Genomic DNA, 20,845 nt, shown 5'->3' with positions numbered 1-20,845 from the left:
AAAGCTTGCCGCGCAGTCTTGGCTGCGGCGGTCGATTCAGTTTATGGCCAGGGCCCATGGCAGCCATTGTAAACGTCCGTGACTGCTTATCCATGCAAGGTTTGCAGCCATTGTTCACGGGAGATGCGATACAGCACATGGTGACGCAGGGGATGATCAGCCGCGAGCTTGGGATGGTCAAAGTCATCGGCTGAATCATGGTGCATGCCGATCGCCTGCATGACTTTTTCCGAAGGCAGGTTGTCTTTGGCGGTAAACGACACGACTTCTTGCAGCGCCAACCGATCAAAGCCGCAGCGCAGAGCGGTCCACGCCGCCTCACTGGCATAACCCAAGCCCCAATGCTCGCGCGCCAGGCGCCAGCCGATTTCGGTCGCCGGGGTGAACGGCGCATCGAAACCAACCACACCGAGGCCGGTGAAACCGATGAATGCCCCGGTGTCCTTGCGCTCCAGCGCCCAGAGACCAAAGCCATGTTCGGCAAAATGCCCGCGAATCCGTCCGATCAGCGACGCACTTTCCAGACGACTTAAAGGCGCCGGAAAATATCGCATCACCTGTGGATCGGCGCACATCGCCGCAAACTCCGGCAAATCCTCATCGCGCCACTGCCGCAACAGCAGTCGTGCGCTCTCGAGTTCCAGTATCGGCTCCATCTTTCCTCCCCTTTCCATGCCGCAAGTCTACAACGCTGGTAGGATCCTTCACTCATTCCTACCTGAATTCGTTATGCCGCTGCCGCTGATCTACCACGAAGACTACAGCCCCGAATTCCCGGCGGATCACCGCTTCCCCATGGATAAATTTCGCCTGCTGCGCGATCACTTGGTGGACAGCGGCCTGACCCGGGACGCCGACCTGCTGCGCCCGGAGCTCTGCCCCCCGGAGATTCTCGCCCTCGCCCATGACGCTGCCTATATCGAACGCTACATGAGCGGCGAGTTGTCCCGCGAAGACCAGCGGCGCCTCGGCCTGCCCTGGAGCGAAGCGCTGGCCCGACGCACCGTGCGGGCGGTCGGCGGATCGTTGCTTGCGGCAGAACAGGCGCTGGAACATGGGCTGGCCTGTCATTTGGCCGGAGGCACCCATCACGCGCATTACGACTATCCGGCGGGTTTCTGCATCTTCAATGACCTGGCGGTGATCAGCCATTTCCTGCTGGAAAGCGGCCGTGTGAATCGGGTGCTGATCTTCGATTGCGACGTGCACCAGGGCGACGGGACTGCACGGATTCTGCACAACACCCCGGAGGCGGTGACTGTTTCCCTGCACTGCGAAAAGAATTTTCCTGCACGCAAGGCTGAAAGCGACTGGGACATCCCGCTGCCAAAAGGCATGGGCGATGCCGATTACCTGAAGGTGGTGGATGACGCGCTGAATTATTTGCTACCGCTCTACCAACCGGATCTGGTGTTGTATGACGCCGGCGTCGACGTGCACAAGGACGACGCCCTCGGTTACCTGAAGCTGACCGACGAAGGCGTGGCCGCTCGCGATGAAAGCGTGATGCGCCACTGCCTGGGTCGGGATATTCCTGTGGTAGGAGTGATTGGCGGCGGCTACAGCAAGGACCGCCAGGCCCTGGCGCGCCGCCACGGCATCCTGCATCACAGCGCGCAACGGGTCTGGCAGTCATCAGGGTGTCATTGAGGTGTGAGTCTTTACCCACAATGCCTGTGGAACTGCCTGTGGATAACCTGAGTGAAAGGGTCTGCAGGCCATGCTTCATATAGCATGCAGAGCACCGGTTGTTTTTTGATCACTATTTTATGAACACCCCGGAACCAATGTGGGAGCGAGCCTGCTCGCGATGAGTCCATCACATCCAACATCGATTTTGACTGACCCACGGCCATCGCGAGCAGGCTCACTCCCACAGGGATCTGTGCTGATAGAATGCCCGGCTTATTCCGCCGAACCGCAGCGCACTCCATGACCCAGCCCTCGACCTCCTCCCCTTCTCACGTCGCCATCATCGGCGGCGGCCCCGCCGGTCTGATGGCGGCCGAAGTGCTGAGCCAGGCCGGGATCAAGGTCGACCTGTACGACGGCATGCCGTCGGTGGGGCGAAAATTCCTGCTGGCCGGTGTCGGCGGCATGAACATCACCCATTCCGAAGCCTACCCGGCGTTTCTCTCGCGCTATGCCGAACGCGCGCCGCAGATTGCCCCGCTGCTTCGCTCATTCGGCGCTGATGCGTTGTGCCAGTGGATTCAAGACCTGGGCATCGAAACCTTCGTCGGCAGCTCCGGCCGGGTGTTTCCGACCGACATGAAAGCGGCCCCCCTGTTGCGCGCCTGGCTCAAGCGTCTGCGCGAGGCCGGCGTCGTTATCCACACCCGCCACCGCTGGCTCGGCTGGGATGACCACGGTGGGTTACGCATCGACAGCCCCGACGGCGAAACCATCATCAAGCCCGACGCCACCTTGCTGGCCCTCGGCGGAGGCAGCTGGTCACGCCTCGGTTCGGACGGCGCGTGGATGCTGCCATTGGAGCAGCGAAGCGTAGGACTGATGCCGTTGCAACCGAGCAATTGCGGCTTCGAGGTGCAGGCCTGGAGCGAGTTGATGGTCAGCAAATTTGCTGGCGCGCCGCTGAAGAACATCGCCATCGGTCTCAATGACGACGTGCCGCGCTTGGGCGAATGCGTGATCACCGCGACCGGGATCGAAGGCAGCTTGATCTACGCCCTCTCGGCACCGATTCGCGAGGCCATCAATCAGCACGGCTCCGCCACCGTTCATCTTGACCTGTTGCCGGGCCGGCCTGTGGATAAAGTTCAGGCGGCGCTGAGCAAACCCCGTGGCTCCCGCTCCATGTCCAAACACCTGCACAGCCAGCTCGGGATCGATGGGGTGAAAGCGGCGTTACTACGCGAACTCACACCGGCCGAAAGCTTTGCTGATCCGGCGTTGCTGGCCAGGGCGATCAAGGCGTTGCCCCTGATGCTGGTTAAAACCCGTCCACTGGACGAGGCCATCAGCAGCGCCGGAGGCGTGATGTTCGAGTCGATGGATGAACGGCTGATGCTCAAGCAATTGCCTGGGGTGTTCTGCGCGGGGGAAATGCTCGATTGGGAAGCGCCGACCGGTGGCTATCTGCTGACCGCGTGTTTCGCCAGTGGGCGTGCGGCGGGGTTGGGGATGGTGGAGTGGTTGAAGCGCAAGGCTTGAAGACCGAGTCGTGCCCATCGCGAGCAGGCTCACTCCCACACTGGATCTGTGTCGTTCACAAATCCCCTATGGGAGCGAGCCTGCTCGCGAAGGCGTCCTGACAGACGCCGAAGCTTTTTAAGGCTTACGCTTACGCGGCCCAGTGTTAAACACCGGCACTTTGCGCACAGGCTTGATCGAAGGCTCCGGCGCCGAAGCATCCCCACTCTCGACCCACTTACCCAGATTGCGTTTACCGCCACCGGAGGTCTTCGGTTTCTTCGGTTTTTTCGGCTTCTTGACGACCTGACCGCTGGCGTCGGTATCCGGCACCCGGTGCTCAGGTTCGAAGTCATGTTCCATCTGCCGTGGCAATGTCTGACGGGTCAACGTCTCGATGGCCGACAGCAGATTCACTTCATCGGCACACACCAGCGAAATGGCCTGCCCGCTTGCACCCGCGCGACCGGTACGACCGATCCGGTGAATGTAGTCCTCCGCCACGATCGGCAGGTCGAAGTTGACCACCAATGGCAAATCTTCGATATCCAGACCACGGGCCGCAACGTCGGTGGCCACAAGAATCTGCACTTCACTGGCCTTGAACCGGTCCAGCGCACGCTGACGGGTTGCCTGCGGTTTGTCGCCGTGGATGCCGTCGGCATTGATGCCCAGGCCCTGGAGTTTTTCCACCAGCGCGTCCACACCATTGCGGGTCTTGGCGAACACCAGCACCTGCTTCCACTTGCCCTTGCGCATCAAGTGAACGAACAGTTCAGGCTTGCGCTTCTTGTCCACCACCACGACCCACTGCTTGACGGTGCTGGCAGCGACGTTGCGCGGACTGACTTCGATGCTCAGCGGATCGTTGAGCATTTGTCCAGCCAGCAAGCGGATCGCGTCGGAGAACGTTGCGGAGAACAGCAGCGTCTGACGTTGCTTGGGCAGCACGCGGTAGATATTCCCCAGCTCCTCGGAGAAACCCAGATCAAGCATGCGATCGGCTTCATCCAGAATCAGGGTTTGCAGCTGATTGAACTTGAGGGCCTTCTGGCGATACAGATCGAGCAAACGACCCGGCGTCGCCACCAGCACGTCAACACCCTTGCGCAGCTTCATCATTTGCGGGTTGATGCTGACGCCGCCGTACACGGCATAAGTGCTCAACGGCAGGTTCTCGGCGTACTGGCGCACGGCTTCGTGAACCTGTTCGGCCAGTTCGCGGGTCGGCACCAGGATCAGTGCGCGCACCGAGTTAGACGCCACTTTCGGCCCTTCCATGGCCAACAATTGCAGGAGCGGCAGCGCGAAGCCGGCGGTCTTGCCAGTGCCGGTCTGGGCGGCGGCCATCAGGTCGCGACCGGCCAGCACCGCCGGAATGGCTTGCGCCTGAACCGGCGTCGGGGTCTGGTAGCCGAGCGTCTCGAGAGAGCGCAGCAAGGGTTCGATCAGGCCAAGGGTGGCGAAAGTCATGGGATTACCGTAGGAAAATTCAGCGCAGTTGTGCAAAACGAGTGTGCAATGGCGCGCAGTTTACCCTAATTCACACGGGATTCTGTCGGCACCGCTACGGCAGGTTGAACGGGAGTCCGACGCCACTGCGGCAATCCGATCAACACCACGGCACTGATAATCACCAACATGGCCAGCGCTTCTTCGATGCCAATGGTTTCGCCGGCAAATACGATCCCCAGCAACACCGCGACCGCAGGGTTGACGTAGGCATAACTGGTCGCCGCCGCCGGACGCACGTTTTTCAACAGGTACATGTAAGCGTTGAAGGCGATGATCGAACCGAAGAAGGTCAGGTAGGCCAGGGCTGCCCAGCCTTCGATCGGCGGCATCGCCTGCAGATGCTCGCCGCTCAGCGCGCTGCCGATCAGCAATGCCACGCCGCCCACCAGCATTTCCACGGCACTGGCCATGGCGCCCTGGGGCAATGGCAATTGTTTGCTCCAGACCGAGCCGAAGGCCCAGGACGCGGCCGCGAACACCAGCAACGCCGCACCCAGCGGGCTCGATTGCAGGTTTGAACCGAGGTTGAGCATGGCGATGCCGATCAGCCCGAGCACAATGCCGGCCCATTCGAGACGGGTATTGCGCGCGCCCCAGAAATAGCCGCAGAGCAAGGTAAACAGCGGCACTGTCGCCACCGCCAGTGCCGCAACACCGGAAGCGACACCTGTGTGTTCGGCCACACTGACCGCGCCGTTACCGCACGTCAGCAGCAAAATCCCGATGATCCCGGCGGCTTTCCACTGCGCCCAGGTCGGGGCCGGTGCCCCGCGCCAGCGCAGGAAGGCGTACATCAAACTCCCGGCGATCACGAAACGGATGCCGGCGAGCAGCAACGGCGGCCAGTACTCCACGCCGATGCGGATCACCAGGTAAGTCGAGCCCCAAATCACGTACAACGCGAAAAAAGCGGCGATCAACGGTAAGGGAAAACGACGTAAGCCAGGCATGGGCAGCTCGATGACAGGACAATGTGAACGGCTATTCTAGAAAGGCCAGCGGCTTAAAATAAGTTACAAAACCTGTTTATAGCGCCGGTACACTTTTCAAAACACGGAGATTGACGCTATAAGCCGTGTTTTCGAAAGTCAGTCATTTTTCAGGTATACGACAATGGATAAATACGACCGCATGCTGCTCAGCGCCCTGCTGGAAAACGGCCGTGCGTCCTACGCCGACCTGGCGCGCAAGGTCAACCTGTCCGCCCCGGCCGTGGCCGAGCGCGTGGCCAAACTCGAAGCCAGCGGGGTGATTACCGGTTACCAGGCGAAAGTCGACATGGCCAAGCTTGGGCTGCCGATCCAGTGCGTGATCGAGTTGCGTTTGAACCAGCATGGAAATCAAAAAGCCTACGACGACCTGATCAAAATCCCACAGCTAACTGAATGCCACCGGGTCACGGGTGATCCGTGCGTGATCATGCAGGCTGCGGTGGGTTCGATGCCGGAGCTGGAAGAGCTGATCAACCGGATCGCCAAGTTCGGGTTCAGCAAGACCTCGATTGTGCTGTCGAGCGCGATAGAGAAGCGCGTGCCGCTGGGGCAACTGGAAGGCAACAGCAAAGTCTGAAAACGGCGCAGTCCCTGTAGGACCGAGCCTGCTCGCGATAGCGGAGTATCAGTCGACATCAACGTTGAATGATAAATCGCTATCGCGAGCAGGCTCGCTCCCACAGGGGATTTGCGGTGTCTTCAGAACCCGCGATGGCGCTTGAGGTGTTCGTTGATCTTCGCCGCCGGCACTTTCTGCAAGCTGACCAGCAAATCATGGGACAACTCGCGCAACCCGTGCTTGTGCCGCAGCTCTTGCGCCAAGTGCGCCGTGAGGTTGGCTGCCATTTCGGCATCGGCCATGGCCCGGTGGGCCTTGCCGGTGTTGGGCAGGCTGGCGAAGGTGGTGAGGGTGCCGAGTTTGTGGTTGGGTGCGGCGGGCATCAGGCGGCGGGCCAGTAGCAGCGAGCAGGCGAAGTTCTGCAAGCGGGTGCGCTTGATGCGGCTGAGTTCGAAATCCCAGAACTTCTGGTCGAACGCGGCGTTGTGGGCCAGCAGCGGCGTGATCCCGACGAATTCGTTGACCTCGTTCATCACCTGCTCTGCCGAGGGCGCGGTGCGCAGCATGGCGTTGCTGATGCCGGTCAGTTGCTCGATGAACGCCGGCACGCGCACGCCGGCGTTCATCAGGCTCTGGTAACGCTCGACGATGCGCCCCTGTTCAAGGATCACCACGGCAATTTCCGTGGCCCGGCAGCTGCTGCTCGGGGAGATCCCGGTGGTTTCAAAGTCGATGACTGCTATGCGTTCCAAACCTGTTTCAACTCCGTAAAAATCAATTCTTGAGCAGCAACGCGCCTTCGATCGGCACGTAGCGGCTGGCGGCGCGGATCAGCGAGTTGGCCGTCAGGCCCGGCACGCCGTAAGCCACGGCTTGCACCCCGTGCTTGGTGATGATGCGTTCCAGCAGCATGTCGAAATCACCGTCGCCGGAAGCCAGCACCACTTCGTCGACATGATCGGCGGCGTCCATGATGTCGAGGGTGATGCCCACGTCCCAGTCGCCTTTGGCCGAGCCGTCGCTGCGCTGGATGTAGGGCTTGAGCTTCACGATGAAGCCGAGGTTGCGCAGGATCTGCTGGAATTGCTGCTGTTTGCTGTCGCCGCGATCGATCGCATAGGCATAGGCCTCGACGATCTCGCCCTGTTTGCTGATATCAGCCCACAGCGCGGCGTAGTTGAAGTGGCAACCATAGGCCTGACGCACGGTGTAATAGAGGTTTTGAACGTCGGCGAACACTGCGATTTTTTTCACCGTGCATCCTCTTTGGCGCAGTCGCGCGCAGGCTGGGTCAGGCACCAGGCCCGAAAAGTGGCCCAGTATGCCAGCCTGAAGGATTGTTCCGCGAATAATCGGCCCGAAGCCTCTTGGAGCCTCGGACGAATGGCAACCTGTGGCGAGGGCGCTTGCTCCCGCTGGGTCGCGCAGCGGCCCCAAAGAAGGACTGCTGCGCAGCCCAGCGGGAGCAAGCTCCCTCACCACGGGTTCAGTGTTACACCTGTAACGTTGAATCAGACGAAGGAATCGTCGTCGCCGCCAAAGAACGAAGAGCTGTCATCGCTGTAGTCGGCGTCGGTGAAGCCTCCCTGGTCGTTGGCGTTGTTGTCAGCCACGCGCTCGTCGTTGCCCCAGCCGTTGCCGCTGTCGCTCTGATCATTGACCTGAGCCGGTTCTTCCTTGATGACTTCGACGACTTCCTGCGGTTGCTGATTGCTGTGGAACAGGCTGCTGATGCCTTGCGCCAGCATCACGCCACCGGCCACACCGGCGGCGGTTTTCAGTGCGCCGCCAAGGAAACCACTGCTAATCCCGGGGGCTTGCTGCTGCGGCGCGTAATTCTGCTGTGGCGGTGCAGCACCGAAGTTCTGTTGCTGTGGCGGCTGCGAATTGAACGACGGCCGCCCCTGCTCACGCCATCCACCATTGGAGGACGGCGCGCTTTGCGTCGGTGCAGGCTGCGGATCACGGGAACCGCCACCGAAAATGCTCGACAGGAATCCACCGCTGGCAGGCGCCGACGGCTGCGCCTTGGCCGATTGCAGCTCGGCCTGCAATTGCTGAACTTGCTGAGCGAGTTGCTTGTTCTGCGCGTCGAGGCTTTTGATGGCCGCTTCCTGAACCAGAATCGCCTGGGTCATGAAATAACCTGCCGCCGGTTGGCGAGTCAGGTGCTCCTTGATCCGCGCTTCAGCCTGGGCGTCACGCGGGGCTGAGTCCGTTTCGGCTTGTTGCAACCGGGAAAACAGTCCATCGATCAGGGTTTGTTCTTCGCTGTTCATGGCGACCTCGTAGATTGCCGGAGAAATCGTTGACCTTTACCAAAGAGGATAAGGTGCTCGACCTTAATGGAGGCTGAAACAAGTTGTTTCAATGACCTTTACCGAACGTTTACGTTTGCGCCCCAAAGGGCTTCATCGGTTAAAGTGGGCCACTGCTTTCAACCTGCGATACCGACTGATGAATTCGTTCGATGTACTGCGTGACTCTCTGTATTTCTTCAAGCGCAATCTGGGCCAGATCGTGCGCCTGTGCCTGCCGCTGGTGATTTTCGAGGCGCTGCTGCAACAAGTGGTGGATCGCTCCACCGAGCCGGACAGTTTCCCCGGCATCAGCGTGATGGTCGGCTTGCTGGTCTATCCGCTGTACACCGCCGCACTGATCCTGTTTCTCGATGCCCGCAGCCGTGGCGAATCACCGAGCACCCGCGAGTTGCTGTCGAGGTCGGCCTATCTGTGGCCGCGCTTCGCCCTGCTCACCGCCCTCAACACCTTGCTGATCCTGATCGGCCTGTCGCTGTATTTCCTGCCGGGCATCTGGCTGATGGTGACCCTGGCGTTCGGCGAGTATCTGTTGGTGCTGCGCGGCCTGGCCCCGTTGGCGGCGATGAAGGAAAGCCTGCGTCTGACCCGCGGCCATTTCCTGCGCATCCTGGTGTGCATTCTGTGTGTGATGGGCCCGTTGTGGGTGCTCAAGGGCGCGACCCTTGCGATTTACCCGGATCCGCAGAACCCGGTGATTTCGCTGCTGATCGACAGCGCGCACAGCTTCCTGCAATTGTTCACCAGCGTGGTGCTGTTCCGCCTGTTCATGCTGATTGCCGATGCCCCCGAGAAAATTGACGGGCCGCTATGACCCATGGGCTTAAGCCCTACGCTCGGTTATGCTCGGGCTCATCTTTTGTAACGCTATAAGCCGAGCCATGACCCGTCTACTGCGCTACACCCTGCTGGGCCTGCTGATCACGGCGGGCCTGATTGCCTTGCTGATTTACAACCTGACCTGGCGTCCCGGTGCCAAAGAAGCAGCACCGGTCGGCTGCAACGCTCAGGCGCCCACGCTGGTCCCCGGCCAGGCCCTGAAAGTCATGACCTGGAACGTCCAGTACCTGGCGGGCAAGCGCTACGTGTTCTGGAATGACCTGGCCAAAGGCGACGACGAGAGCCCCACCGCCGAAGACATGGCCTTCAGCCTCGATGAGGTGGCACGGGTCATTCGTGACGAGCAACCGGACATTGTGCTGTTGCAGGAGCTGGATGACGGCGCCAAGGCCAGCGATTATCAAAACCAGTTCAAGTTGCTTCAGGAGCGGGTCGCCGACCTTTATCCGTGCAGCGCTCATGCCTTCGACTGGAAAGCTGACTTTGTGCCGCTGCCGCACATCTTCGGCAGTGTCGGCCGACAACTGGCAACCCTCAGCCGATACCAGATCGAACACGCCGAACGCCTGCAATTGCCGGTCGCGTCGGCCAACTTCATCAGCCGTCAGTTCACACCGAAAAACGCCTTGCTGGCGACTTACCTGCCATTGGGCGGCGGTGGGCAGATTGCGGTGCTCAATACCCATCTGGACCGCGTCATCCAGCCTGATGAAACCCTGCTGACCCAAGTGACCGCCGTGGCCAAGGTGCTCGACAAATATGAAAGCCATGGCACCCCGTGGTTGATCGGTGGCGACTTCAACCTGTTGCCGCTGGGCCAGTATCGACGCCTGCCCGACGAACAACGCACGCCCTACTCCGTCGACAGTGCCTTGCATGTGCTGTGGGACAAATACCCGATGATCCCGACCAACAACGAAGCCAGCGGGATCGACCGGGCGCGGTGGCTGACCCACTACCCGAATGATCCAGGCTTGAATGGCCCGGACCGGACGGTTGATTACCTGTTCTACAGCCCGCGGATCAAACGGGTCGAGGCGATGGTGAGGCAGGACGATACCTTGCGGATCTCCGATCATTTGCCGGTGATTGCGCGGTTCCTCCTGCCTGCGGCCCCATAGAGCCGGATCAACGCTCCCAGAGGGGATTTTGGCATGACGGTAAATCGGCTCAATGAACCTCTTCCAGATCGTCATGCAACAGCCCGAAGATCTTGCGTTTCATGTCGATGAACGAGCGCTCCATGACCATGTCCAGGTTACGCGGGCGTTCGATCGGCACGTCCAGGATCTGCTTGATCCGCCCTGGCCTGGCGCCCATCACGTACACCCGATCCCCCAACAGAATCGCCTCGTCGATGTCATGGGTCACGAACAGCACGGTCTTCTTGCTGTTGCCCCAGACCCGCAATAACAGCTGCTGCATTTGCAGGCGCGTCTGGCTGTCGAGCGCGCCGAAGGGTTCGTCCATCAAGAGGATTTGCGGGTCATTGGCCAAGGCCCGGGCAATCGCCACACGCTGCATCATGCCGCCGGACAACTGCTTGGCGTAGTTATCGGCGAACCCGGTCAGCCCCACTTCATTGACGTAGTAATCGACGATCTCCTTGCGCTGAGCGGCCGCCATGCCGCGCCGCTTGAGGCCGAACTCGACGTTCTGCCGCACGGTCAGCCACGGGAACAGCGTGTAGCTCTGGAACACCATACCCCGATCCGCACCCGGCCCCTGCACTTGCTGGCCGCCGACATAAATCTCGCCTTCCGTGGGCTCGTTCAGGCCGGCCGTGAGGTACAGCAGACTCGACTTGCCACAGCCCGACGGTCCGACCAGCACGGCGAATTGTTGATCCGGCACTTCGAACGACACCTGCTCCAGCGCGGTGAACATGCCGCCGCCAGGTTTCTGATAACGCAGACTGACCTTGTCCACCTGCAGCCGTGGCGCGGCTTGCACCGGGGCGGCCGTGGGTGTGATGAAACGCGGGTTGACGGCGCTTACTGAGCCCATGCGGCAATCCTCAGACGGAGAAAACGGAACAGTTGATCGGTGACCAGGCCCAGCAGGCCGATGATTGCGATGGCGAGGAAAATCACGTCCACTTGAAAACCGCGCATGGCTTTCAGGCTCAAGTAACCCAGGCCACTGGACGCGGCGACCAGCTCGGCGACCACCAGATAGGTCCAGGCCCAGCCCATGGTTACGCGCAACGTGTCGAGCACACCCGGCAACGACGCCGGGGCAATCACATGCAGCACCGCATCGCGGCGGGTCGAACCCAAGGTGTACGACGCGTTGATCAGGTCCTTGGAGATGCCCTTGGACACGTCGGCGATCATCACCAGTTGCTGGAAAAACACGCCAAAGATGATCACCGACACACGCTGTTCCAGACCGATGCCGATCCACAGAATGAACAGCGGCACGAACGAGGTCACCGGCAGGTAGCGGATGAAATTGACCATCGGTTCAAGGAACGCCTGGACGATGCGGAAGCTGCCCATCAGCAACCCCAACGGCACCGCCACCAGCGACGAGACAATGAAGCCGACCATCACCACTTCGAGGCTGGCCCACACATGCAGGCCAAGGGTGCCGTCGCGGCTCAGTCGCACGGCGGCTTCGGCCACCGCCCCCGGTGTCGGCAGGAACATGCCTGGCACCACGCCGCCATAGGACAACCCGGCCCACAGGCCGATCAACAACACCCAGGCCAGGCCGCTCGCGCTCCAGATCACCTGCACCGGCAGGCCGGTCTTGGGCGTGATGCAGCGGCTCAGCCATGAATTGCGCTTGAACATGCGGACCTCCTACAGCGGGCTGACGAAGCGGTTGTCGATCAGGTCGTCATTGCTGACGTTGTAGGGCTTGCCCTGCAATTCGCTGGCGGTTTCGTTGGCCAGTTTGATCAGTGGCTCGCTGTCGCCCGGCTTGCCCGGAGACCCCAAGAGTTTTTCGCTCATGGCCTGATCGTAGAAGCGCACGCCTTGCGCGGCGGCTTCCAGTTCCTTCGGATCGGCGAGGTAACCGCCGACGCCTTTGGCCATGATTTTGTAAGCTTCCTTCGGATGGTCCTTGGTGTACTGCACCGCTTTGTAGAGACCGGCGACCAAGGCCTTGACGTCTTCCGGTTGCTTCTCGATGACCGTGCAGTTGAGCGCGACCACGTCGACAATCACTCCCGGCGTGCTGCTGCTGTCGATCAGCACTTTGCCTTGTTGCTTGTTGCGGACCATCGACAGGTGCGGCTCCCAGGTCACGGCGGCCGGCACACGGCCGGCGATGAACGCGGTGGCAGCGTCATCGGCCGTCATGTTCTGCACGGTGATGTCGCTCATGCTCATGCCGTGTTTTTTCAGCAGGTACGACAGCCAGAACTGCGAGGTCGACCCTTCGTTCACCGCCACTGCCTTGCCTTTGAGCTCCTGCAAACTCTTGACGTCCTTGCCCACCAGAACACCGTCGCCACCATGGCTGTCATCGAGTGCGGCGACGGCCTTGAAGCAGAATTGCGGACGGTACTTGAGCACTTCGTCGATAGTCGACGCCGAGCCCGACAACTCGCCCGAAGCCTGGGCGGCCATGTACATCGAAGCTTCTTCAACGACGGGCAATTCGACGGTCAAACCGCCTTCCTTGAAGTAGCCCAGATCCTGGGCCAGGTAGAGCGTGCCGTAGCCGACCCACGTGGTGTGGCCGATGGACAGGGTGCCGGCCTGGGCGCTGGTGGCGACCGTGGCGGCGATGGCGGTGATGGCGGTGATCGCCAGTGGATGAGCGACGCGGTTAAGCAAGGACTTGATCATGGAGCACTCCCAAAGCTGTTGATTTAGTTTTGTCATGGGCAGTACGGCCAGTGGCCTTGGATCAGTTGCCACCGGTGGTCTCTGATGGACCTTTCGATGGTCAGCATTCGGCTGACTGGCGAAGTCGATGTTGGACCAGGGGCGGGATAAGGAAAATCAGGAAATATGTCGTTGGGAGTGATGAAAAAACTGGGTAGCGCGCGCCGTAAAAGGGCGGGGTTGGCGGGGATGCACGGGGGAGGTGCAAAACATGAAATGAGTGTTGAATCGACCACAGCATTCGCGGGCAAGCCTCGCTCCTGCAGGGTTTATGTCGGCCGCGGAATTGGGCACGACACATAACCTGCAGGAGCGAGGCTTGCCCGCGAAGAGGATCACAAGAGCGCTACAAGATCAAAGCCGGCCGTATTCCTGAGCAGTACGATCGACTGCTTTCAAGGTCTTGCCCACCAGCTCATCAATCTCCTCCCGGCTGGCAATCAACGCCGGCGCCATGATCATCCGCCCCAGCGTCGAACGAATAATCACCCCTTCCTCAAAGCCAATCGTGCGGCAACGCCAGGCAATGTCGTTCTCATTGGCAAAACGCTTGCGACTGCTTTTGTCCTCGGCCAATTGCAACGCCGCGACCATGCCGACACCCTGAATATCGCCCACCAACGGGTGATTGCCGAACACCTCGCGCAGGCACTGTTGCAGGTACGGTCCGATGTCATCCTTGACCCGCGTCACCACGCCCTCATCGCGCAACGCCGTGAGGTTGGCAATCGCCACCGCCGCCGCCACCGGGTGCCCGGAGTAAGTCAAACCGTGGGCAAATACCCCGCCCTGCTCCACCAACACCCGGGCCATTTTCTTCGACAGAATCAACCCGCCCATGGGGATGTAACCGGAGGTCAAACCCTTGGCGATCGACAGCGTGTCCGGCTCGAAACCGAAGTGCTCGTGAGCGAACCATTCGCCGGTACGACCGAAGCCGCCGATCACTTCGTCGGCGCACAACAGCACGTCATACTTGCGGCAGATCCGCTGAATTTCCGGCCAGTAACTCTCAGGCGGGAAGATCATCCCGCCGGCGCCCTGGAACGGTTCGGCGATAAACCCGGCGACCTTATCGGCGCCCAGTTCGAGAATCTTCGCTTCCAGTTGCTGCGCCGCCCGCACGCCGAATTCGGCCGGGGTCAGATTGCCCTCGTGGGCGAAAAAGTACGGCTCGTCGATGTGTTCGATATCGGGGATCATGCCGCCCATTTCATGCATGAACTTCATGCCGCCGAGCGCCGTCGCCGCCAGGGTCGAGCCGTGGTAACCGTTCCAGCGACCGATCATGATTTTCTTCTCGGGCTTGCCGAGGATCGTCCAGTAACGCCGCACAGTGCGGATCAGCACCTCGTTGGCTTCGGAACCGGAGTTGGTGTAGATCGCGTGGCTGTAGTGCCCCGGCAACAGGCTGAACAGCAGCTCCGAGAGTTCGATCACCTGCGGGTGAGTGGTGTGGAAAAACATGTTGTAGTACGGCAACTGCTCGAGCTGCCGGGTCGCCGCAGCCGCCAGATCCTTGCGGCCGTAACCGAGGTTGGTGCACCACAACCCGGACATGCCGTCGAGGTAACGCCGACCATCGTTGTCCCACAAGTGCAGGCGCTCGCCGCGGACCATCACCCGCGGCCCTTCGTCATTGAGCGCTTTTTGATCGACGAATGCGTGGATGTGGTGCGCAGCGTCGGCGGCCTGGTAGTCGCGGGTTTCACGTGGTGTGGTCATCGCCAGTTCTCCGTTTTGTTATGAGCGGCTGTTATGCGCGCAGCTGAAACCAGGTGGTCTTCAACTGGGTGTATTTATCGAATGAGTGCAGCGACAGGTCGCGACCGAATCCGGACTGTTTGCCGCCGCCAAAAGGCACGGTCACGTCCAGTGCATCGACGCTGTTGACCGACACCGTGCCCGCTCGCAATTGCCGCGCCACACGGTGGGCGCGGTTGAGGTCGTCGGTCCACAGCGAAGCCGCCAGGCCGTAGACGCTGTCGTTGGCCAGTTGCAAGGCGTGGGCCTCGTCGTCGAACGCCGTGACCGCCAGCACCGGGCCGAACACTTCCTCGCGAAACAGCGGCATGTCCGGGCTCACGCCGGTAAAAATCGTCGGCTGAATGAAGTTGTCGGAGCCGTTGAAGATCGACTGCCTGCCCCCGCACACCCTGGTCGCGCCCAGGCGTTCGGCCTGTTGGATGAACTTCATGATGCGCGCGGTCTGACGGCTGTCGACGATTGCCCCGGCGCTGCTCGACGGGTCCAGCGGATCACCCGGCTGCCAGCGCTCGGCCTGCACTTTCAGGCGCTCGACGAACTCATCATGAATCGAACGCTGCACCAGCAACCGTGAGTTGGCCGAGCAGACTTCACCCTGATTGAAGAAGATGCCGAACGCTGCTTTCTCGGCGGCCAGGTCCAGGTCCTGGCAATCGGCGAACACCAGATTGGCGCTCTTGCCGCCGCACTCCAGCCACACCTGTTTCAGGTTCGATTGCGCCGAATACTGCATGAAATACTTGCCGACTTCAGTGGAGCCGGTGAACACCAGGCAGTCGACATCCGGGTGCAGACCGAGGGCTTTGCCGGTCTGCTCGCCGAGGCCCGGCAGCACGTTGAGCACGCCCGGTGGTAGACCGGCTTCCAATGCAAGCTCAGCCAGACGCAGGGCGGAGAACGGTGATTGCTCGGCGGGCTTGAGGATCACCGAATTGCCTGCGGCCAAGGCTGGCGCGAGTTTCCACGCGGCCATGTCCAGCGGGAAATTCCACGGCACCACCGCAGCGACCACACCCAGTGCTTCGCGGGTGATGGTCGCCAGCACGTTTTGCGCACTGGGGGCGATCTGGTCGTAGAGTTTGTCGAGGCTTTCGGCGTACCAGCGAAACACCCCGGCGGCGCCCGGCACGTCGATGTTGTAGGCGTCCATCACCGGCTTGCCCATGTTCAGCGAGTCGAGCAGCGCCAGTTCTTCGCGGTGGGTCATGATCAGTTCCGCCAGACGCAGCAACACGTGCTTGCGCTCGCTCGGCGAACGCGCCGACCAGGTGCCGGCTTCGAATACCCGCCGCGCATTGAGTACCGCCGCGTCCACCTCTTCATCACCGCAAGCGGTCACGTTCGCCAGACGCTGGCCAGTGGCGGGGTCGATTGCTGTGAAGGTCTGACCCGACTGCGCCGAACGGGGTTTGCCGTCGATCAGGGCCTGGTCGGGAAACCGCAGCGCGGCGGCTTTGTTTTGCCAATATGCAAGCTCGAACACGTTCAGATGCTCCATGGGCTTTTCTTGTGTCTGAATGGTGGCCCAGGCCCGAGTCCAGTAAAAATAGTAAAAATGTCTTCGCAGACCATGAAAAAACTGGGCAGCCAATCTCCCCGGTGGCGCGGTATGTGGTTATTGTTCAGGCACAACAACACCGTCGTCAGAACGGATGCAGTCGGCGCGAAAATTGCCTGGATGTCGAGTCCATCCACCCCGAGGTTTGCCGTGGCTGCCTACAACCTGCGTCAATTGAAATACTTCATCACCACCGTCGAATGCGGCAGCGTCGCCGAGGCCTCGCGCAAGCTGTACATCGCCCAACCGGCGATCTCCACGGCGATCAAAGGCCTGGAAGACAGCTTCGGCGTGCAACTGCTGATCCGCCATCACGCTCAGGGCGTGTCCCTGACACCAAGCGGCGCACGCTTCTATCGCAAAGCCCAGGAACTGCTGCGCATGGCCAAGGAGTTCGAACAGAACGCCCTGGCCGACAACGACGTGGTGGCCGGGCAAATCGATATCGGCTGCTTCGAAACGGTCGCACCGCTGTACCTGCCGCAACTGATTGCCGGGTTTTCGGCGCTGTATCCGGGGGTGAAAATCCGCATCCGCGACGGCGAGCAGCAAGAGCTGGTGCAAGGCCTGACGTCGGGCACCTTCGACCTGGCGATCCTGTATGAGCACGAGCTCGATGCCACCATTCAGACCGAACCGCTGATGCCGGCGCAACGGCCATATGCGTTGCTGCCGGCGGACCATCGCTTCGCCCAGCTCAAGCAAGTGTCGCTACGTGATCTGTGCCTGGAACCGATGATTCTGCTGGACGTGCAACCGAGCCGGACCTACTTCGTCAGCCTGTTCGAAGAACTGAACCTGTCACCGAACATCGCCTTCAGCTCACCGTCGATCGAGATGGTGCGGGGGATGGTCGGGCAAGGGTTCGGCTTCTCGATCCTGGTGACGCGGCCGCATTCGGAATGCACTTACGACGGGAAGAAAGTGGTGTGCGTGGATATCGTCGAAGAGGTCACTGGTTCGGGATTGGTGGCGGCATGGTTGAAGCGCGGGCAACTGACCAAACCGGCGCAGTTGTTTGCCGATTATTGCCGGGAGCAACTCACTGCCAAGGCCGGGGCAAGCACATGAGCCAAGTGAAATCCTGTGGCGAGGGCGCTTGCTCCCGTTCGACTGCGCAGCAGTCGCATCTCCATTGCATGCGGTGTATCTGACACATTCAGGCGGCCGATTATGGGGCCGCTTCGTGGACCGACGGGAGCAAGCTCCCTCGCCACAGTTTTTGTGTTCTACCCCAAGAGTTACTTGCGGGGTTTGATCCGAGCGGTGGCTTCGGCCACCAACGGATCATCCGGCCAATAATGCTTCGGATACCGTCCCTTCAAATCCTTCTTCACCTCGGCGTAGGTACTGCGCCAGAAGTTCGCCAAGTCCTGAGTCACCTGCACCGGCCGCCGCGCCGGGGACAGCAGATGCAGCTTCACCACTTGCCGGCCCCCGGCAATGCGCGGGGTATCGGACAGGCCGAACAGCTCCTGTAAACGCACCGCCAGAATCGGCGGCTGTTCGCTGTAGTCCAGACGAATCGAAGAACCCGACGGCACACTCAGGTGATGCGGCGCCTGTTCATCCAGCCGTTGCGGCAGCGGCCAGGGCAGCAAGTTATGGACGATGCTCGACAGGTCCAGATTGGCGAAATGACTGAGGCGCGAGACTTTGCCCAGGTACGGCATCAGCCAGTGCTCAAGGTTTTTGAGCAGTGCGGCATCGCTGACATCCGGCCATTCACTTTCACCCTTACTGCCGAGGTCCAGCTGTCGCAGCAATGCCACGCGCGCCTGCCACTGACGCAGCTCCGGGGTCCACGGCAACAACTCCAGCCCCTTGCGGCGTACCAGATTGACCAGCGCCTGGCTGCGCGCTGTTTCGTCGAGGCCGGTCAGCGGTTCGCGGCTGAGGATCAATTCACCAACCTTGCGCTGACGCTCGGCGCGCAACACACCTTCGCGCTCATCCCAATCCAGTTGATCGACCACGCGCACTTGCTCGGCCAGTACGGAATCGAACAGCGCCGGATCAAAATCCGCCGCCAGATAAATCCGTTCCTCGCGCTGCCCCTGACGACTGCCCAGATCCGCAATCACCAACCACGCTTGCTTCATCAGACTGTCTGCTTCAGCGAACAACGCCGCACGGCCGTTGGCCAGGCGATATTCAGCGCCACCGGCGCGGCGTTGCTGGGCAACGCGGTCTGGATAGGCCAACGCCAACAGGGCGCCGAGCCAGCGTGGATGATCCGGATCGCTGACCGGCTCCGTCGCTTTGCCACGCAGGTAACCGCGATACTGCCGCGCCAGTTGCCGGGCACGTTGCACGCCACCCTGAGCACCGCGAGCCGCACGCTCTTCGCCGGACAACAGCACCAATCGGCTGTGCAGATCCGCTCCGGCGCCACGCAAGATGTCCCGCTCACCGAGCAATGCCGCGACATCGCAGGCCATGTCGGCCAAACCGAGCGCCTGACCGCGCAACAACAAATGGGCGATGCGCGGATGCGCCGGCAATTCGGCCATGGCCTGACCGTGACGGGTCAGCGCGTCGCCGTCCAATGCGCCCAGACGATCAAGCAGATCCTGAGCCTGTGCATAAGCGGCGGCGGGCGGCACGTCGAGCCACACCAATTGCGTCGGTGTCACGCCCCAGCGCCCGAGCTGCAAGGCCAGACCGGCAAGGTCGGCCGAGAGAATCTCCGCGCTGGCATAGGCTGCCAATTGCTCGTGCTGATCCTGCGACCACAACCGATAACACACGCCCGGCTCCAGGCGCCCTGCCCGGCCGGCACGTTGAGTGGCACTGGCTTTTGAAATTCGTTGGGTATCGAGCCTGGTCATGCCGCTGCCGGGATCGAAACGCGGCACCCGCGCCAGCCCGGCATCAATCACCACACGCACGCCGTCGATGGTCAGGCTGGTCTCGGCGATGTTGGTCGCCAGCACCACTTTGCGCTTGCCCGCCGGTGCCGGATCGATTGCCGCTCGTTGGGCGGCGAGGTCCAGCTCACCGTGCAACGGGCAGAGCAACACCTGTGTGCTCTCGCCCAACGCATCCGCCAATTGTTGATGCACGCGACGGATTTCCGCCTGCCCCGGCAGGAACACCAGCACGCTGCCGGTCTCATCATTCAAGGCTTCGAGAATCGTCTGCACCAGGCGCGGCTCGATGAATTCGCCGGGCTGGAACGGCCGACCCCAGCGCATCGCCACCGGGTACATACGGCCTTCACTGCGCAGGATCGGCGCGTCATCGAGCAACCCGGCCAGGCGTTCGCCTTCAAGCGTTGCAGACATCAAAAGGATTTTCAGCGGCTGGTCGTCGCGAAACAGCTCCCGGCCATTCAGGCTCAGGGCCAATGCCAGGTCCGCGTCGAGGCTGCGCTCGTGGAATTCGTCGAAAATCAGCAGGCCAACGCCGTCGAGTGCCGGGTCATCCTGCAAACGTCGGGTGAGAATGCCTTCAGTGACCACTTCAATACGGGTCTTGGGGCCGACTTTGCTGTCCAGCCGGATCCGGTAGCCAACGGTTTCACCGACCTTCTCGCCCAGCTCACTGGCCAAGCGCTCCGCCGCCGCCCGCGCCGCCAAACGGCGCGGCTCAAGCATCAGAATGGTCTGCCCGGCCAGCCACGGCTCGTTGAGCAAGGCCAGCGGAACACGGGTGGTTTTACCGGCGCCGGGCGGTGCTTCGAGCACGGCTTCGTGACGTGTAGCCAAGGCTTCACGCAGGGCGGGTAAAACTTCATCAATCGGCAAAGAAATCATGCTGGCTCCAAAACAGAGCGGCGAGTATAACGGCGAACTGCTCGGCGTTAATGACGGTCCTAATTCATACAGGCGTCCTTTCGTTTTGAAATTACCCAGGAGATTTCATATGCGTGTTCCCTTTCGCTTGATTGGCGGTGTATTGGTCGCGACGTTGCTGACCCAGGTGACGGCTTGCGGATCGATTTTCTACCCTGACCGTCGTGGTCAGATTGACGGCAAGATCGACCCGGCCATCGCCGCGCTCGATGCCGTGGGCCTGCTGTTCTACATCATCCCCGGCCTGATCGCGTTCGCCGTGGACTTCGCCACTGGCGCGATTTACTACGCGCCCGGTGAGACCGCACAGGTGGCCCCGGAAAAACTCAAGGAAGCGATCGGCGCCGACGGCAAAGTTGATAACCATAAGTTGCAGACTATTCTCGAAACCGAGTTGGGCCGCAGCTTCCCGCTGGATGACCCACGCCTGATTCAACACAAAGGCAGCACCCAGCAACTGGCCCTGTTCGGCCTGCAACCCGCCGCGTAATCCGTGCACGTAAA

19 protein-coding genes are annotated in these 20,845 nt (G+C 61.1%); 7 read left to right on the top strand and 12 right to left on the bottom strand.

What is annotated here, in order from left to right; all coding sequences use genetic code 11:
- Positions 1-86 precede the first annotated feature (86 nt).
- Positions 87-656, bottom strand: coding sequence for a GNAT family N-acetyltransferase (locus AB4N91_RS00750; RefSeq protein ID WP_010467427.1), 570 nt, complete (start codon positions 654-656; stop codon positions 87-89).
- A gap of 73 nt (positions 657-729) precedes the next feature.
- On the opposite strand from AB4N91_RS00750, the gene AB4N91_RS00745 reads away from it, so the two are divergent.
- Positions 730-1,650, top strand: a complete 921-nt coding sequence (locus tag AB4N91_RS00745; protein ID WP_010467425.1) for a histone deacetylase family protein — start codon at positions 730-732, stop codon at positions 1,648-1,650.
- 282 nt (positions 1,651-1,932) lie between these two features.
- Positions 1,933-3,174 (top strand): TIGR03862 family flavoprotein, encoded by a 1,242-nt coding sequence (locus AB4N91_RS00740; protein ID WP_178113264.1) that lies wholly within the window; start codon positions 1,933-1,935, stop codon positions 3,172-3,174.
- A 117-nt stretch (positions 3,175-3,291) separates the two neighbouring features.
- Here AB4N91_RS00740 and AB4N91_RS00735 read toward each other — a convergent pair whose 3' ends face one another.
- Both AB4N91_RS00735 and yedA read right to left on the bottom strand, forming a co-directional pair.
- Entirely contained in the window at positions 3,292-4,626 is a 1,335-nt protein-coding gene (locus AB4N91_RS00735) for a DEAD/DEAH box helicase (RefSeq protein WP_010467419.1), read from the bottom strand.
- Between the two features lie 65 nt (positions 4,627-4,691).
- Positions 4,692-5,618: a drug/metabolite exporter YedA gene (gene yedA / locus AB4N91_RS00730; protein WP_077749916.1), complete on the bottom strand. Its 927-nt coding sequence runs from the start codon at positions 5,616-5,618 to the stop codon at positions 4,692-4,694.
- Between the two features lie 163 nt (positions 5,619-5,781).
- On the opposite strand from yedA, the gene AB4N91_RS00725 reads away from it, so the two are divergent.
- Positions 5,782-6,237 (top strand): Lrp/AsnC family transcriptional regulator, encoded by a 456-nt coding sequence (locus AB4N91_RS00725; protein ID WP_010467415.1) that lies wholly within the window; start codon positions 5,782-5,784, stop codon positions 6,235-6,237.
- Positions 6,238-6,359: 122 nt separating this feature from the next.
- Here AB4N91_RS00725 and AB4N91_RS00720 read toward each other — a convergent pair whose 3' ends face one another.
- The 3 genes from AB4N91_RS00720 to AB4N91_RS00710 form a co-directional block, all read right to left on the bottom strand.
- A complete protein-coding gene (locus AB4N91_RS00720) occupies positions 6,360-6,971 on the bottom strand; it encodes a 3'-5' exonuclease (RefSeq protein WP_077749914.1) in 612 nt (203 codons plus the stop codon).
- Between the two features lie 22 nt (positions 6,972-6,993).
- Positions 6,994-7,473, bottom strand: coding sequence for a LabA-like NYN domain-containing protein (locus AB4N91_RS00715; protein ID WP_010467410.1), 480 nt, complete (start codon positions 7,471-7,473; stop codon positions 6,994-6,996).
- A gap of 257 nt (positions 7,474-7,730) precedes the next feature.
- Positions 7,731-8,498 (bottom strand): DUF2076 domain-containing protein, encoded by a 768-nt coding sequence (locus tag AB4N91_RS00710; RefSeq protein ID WP_460112023.1) that lies wholly within the window; start codon positions 8,496-8,498, stop codon positions 7,731-7,733.
- 178 nt (positions 8,499-8,676) lie between these two features.
- Between AB4N91_RS00710 and AB4N91_RS00705 the strand changes: the two genes are divergently transcribed.
- Positions 8,677-9,351 carry a YciC family protein gene (locus tag AB4N91_RS00705; protein ID WP_077749934.1) on the top strand — a complete coding sequence of 225 codons (675 nt, stop codon included), beginning with the start codon at positions 8,677-8,679 and terminating at the stop codon, positions 9,349-9,351.
- A gap of 67 nt (positions 9,352-9,418) precedes the next feature.
- On the top strand, positions 9,419-10,498 hold the full coding sequence (locus AB4N91_RS00700; protein ID WP_102594326.1) for an endonuclease/exonuclease/phosphatase family protein: 1,080 nt from the start codon (positions 9,419-9,421) through the stop codon (positions 10,496-10,498).
- Between the two features lie 49 nt (positions 10,499-10,547).
- Here AB4N91_RS00700 and AB4N91_RS00695 read toward each other — a convergent pair whose 3' ends face one another.
- The 5 genes from AB4N91_RS00695 to AB4N91_RS00675 form a co-directional block, all read right to left on the bottom strand.
- The gene (locus AB4N91_RS00695) at positions 10,548-11,384 is read right to left on the bottom strand and encodes an ABC transporter ATP-binding protein (RefSeq protein ID WP_077749911.1); all 837 of its coding nucleotides are present in this window, start codon (positions 11,382-11,384) and stop codon (positions 10,548-10,550) included.
- The gene (locus AB4N91_RS00690) at positions 11,372-12,175 is read right to left on the bottom strand and encodes an ABC transporter permease (RefSeq protein WP_010467403.1); all 804 of its coding nucleotides are present in this window, start codon (positions 12,173-12,175) and stop codon (positions 11,372-11,374) included. The genes AB4N91_RS00695 and AB4N91_RS00690 overlap by 13 nt, the downstream gene beginning before the upstream one ends.
- Positions 12,176-12,184: 9 nt before the next feature.
- Entirely contained in the window at positions 12,185-13,180 is a 996-nt protein-coding gene (locus AB4N91_RS00685) for an ABC transporter substrate-binding protein (RefSeq protein ID WP_154913077.1), read from the bottom strand.
- 393 nt (positions 13,181-13,573) lie between these two features.
- On the bottom strand, positions 13,574-14,944 hold the full coding sequence (locus AB4N91_RS00680; RefSeq protein WP_010467400.1) for an aspartate aminotransferase family protein: 1,371 nt from the start codon (positions 14,942-14,944) through the stop codon (positions 13,574-13,576).
- A gap of 31 nt (positions 14,945-14,975) precedes the next feature.
- Positions 14,976-16,469: an aldehyde dehydrogenase gene (locus tag AB4N91_RS00675; protein WP_102594343.1), complete on the bottom strand. Its 1,494-nt coding sequence runs from the start codon at positions 16,467-16,469 to the stop codon at positions 14,976-14,978.
- Between the two features lie 225 nt (positions 16,470-16,694).
- On the opposite strand from AB4N91_RS00675, the gene AB4N91_RS00670 reads away from it, so the two are divergent.
- Complete coding sequence (locus tag AB4N91_RS00670) at positions 16,695-17,615, top strand: LysR substrate-binding domain-containing protein (RefSeq protein WP_083377264.1); 921 nt, start codon at positions 16,695-16,697, stop codon at positions 17,613-17,615.
- Positions 17,616-17,785: 170 nt separating this feature from the next.
- Here the strand turns inward: AB4N91_RS00670 and hrpB are convergent, their stop codons facing one another.
- Positions 17,786-20,302 (bottom strand): ATP-dependent helicase HrpB, encoded by a 2,517-nt coding sequence (gene hrpB / locus AB4N91_RS00665; protein WP_460112022.1) that lies wholly within the window; start codon positions 20,300-20,302, stop codon positions 17,786-17,788.
- A 109-nt stretch (positions 20,303-20,411) separates the two neighbouring features.
- On the opposite strand from hrpB, the gene AB4N91_RS00660 reads away from it, so the two are divergent.
- Positions 20,412-20,831, top strand: coding sequence for a polyribonucleotide nucleotidyltransferase (locus AB4N91_RS00660; RefSeq protein WP_083375694.1), 420 nt, complete (start codon positions 20,412-20,414; stop codon positions 20,829-20,831).
- Positions 20,832-20,845 lie beyond the last annotated feature (14 nt).

The sequence above is a fragment of the Pseudomonas sp. H3_D04 genome (assembly GCF_054669175.1).
Note: the sequence above shows the minus strand (reverse complement) of the source record. Positions and strands in the feature narration are given on the sequence as shown.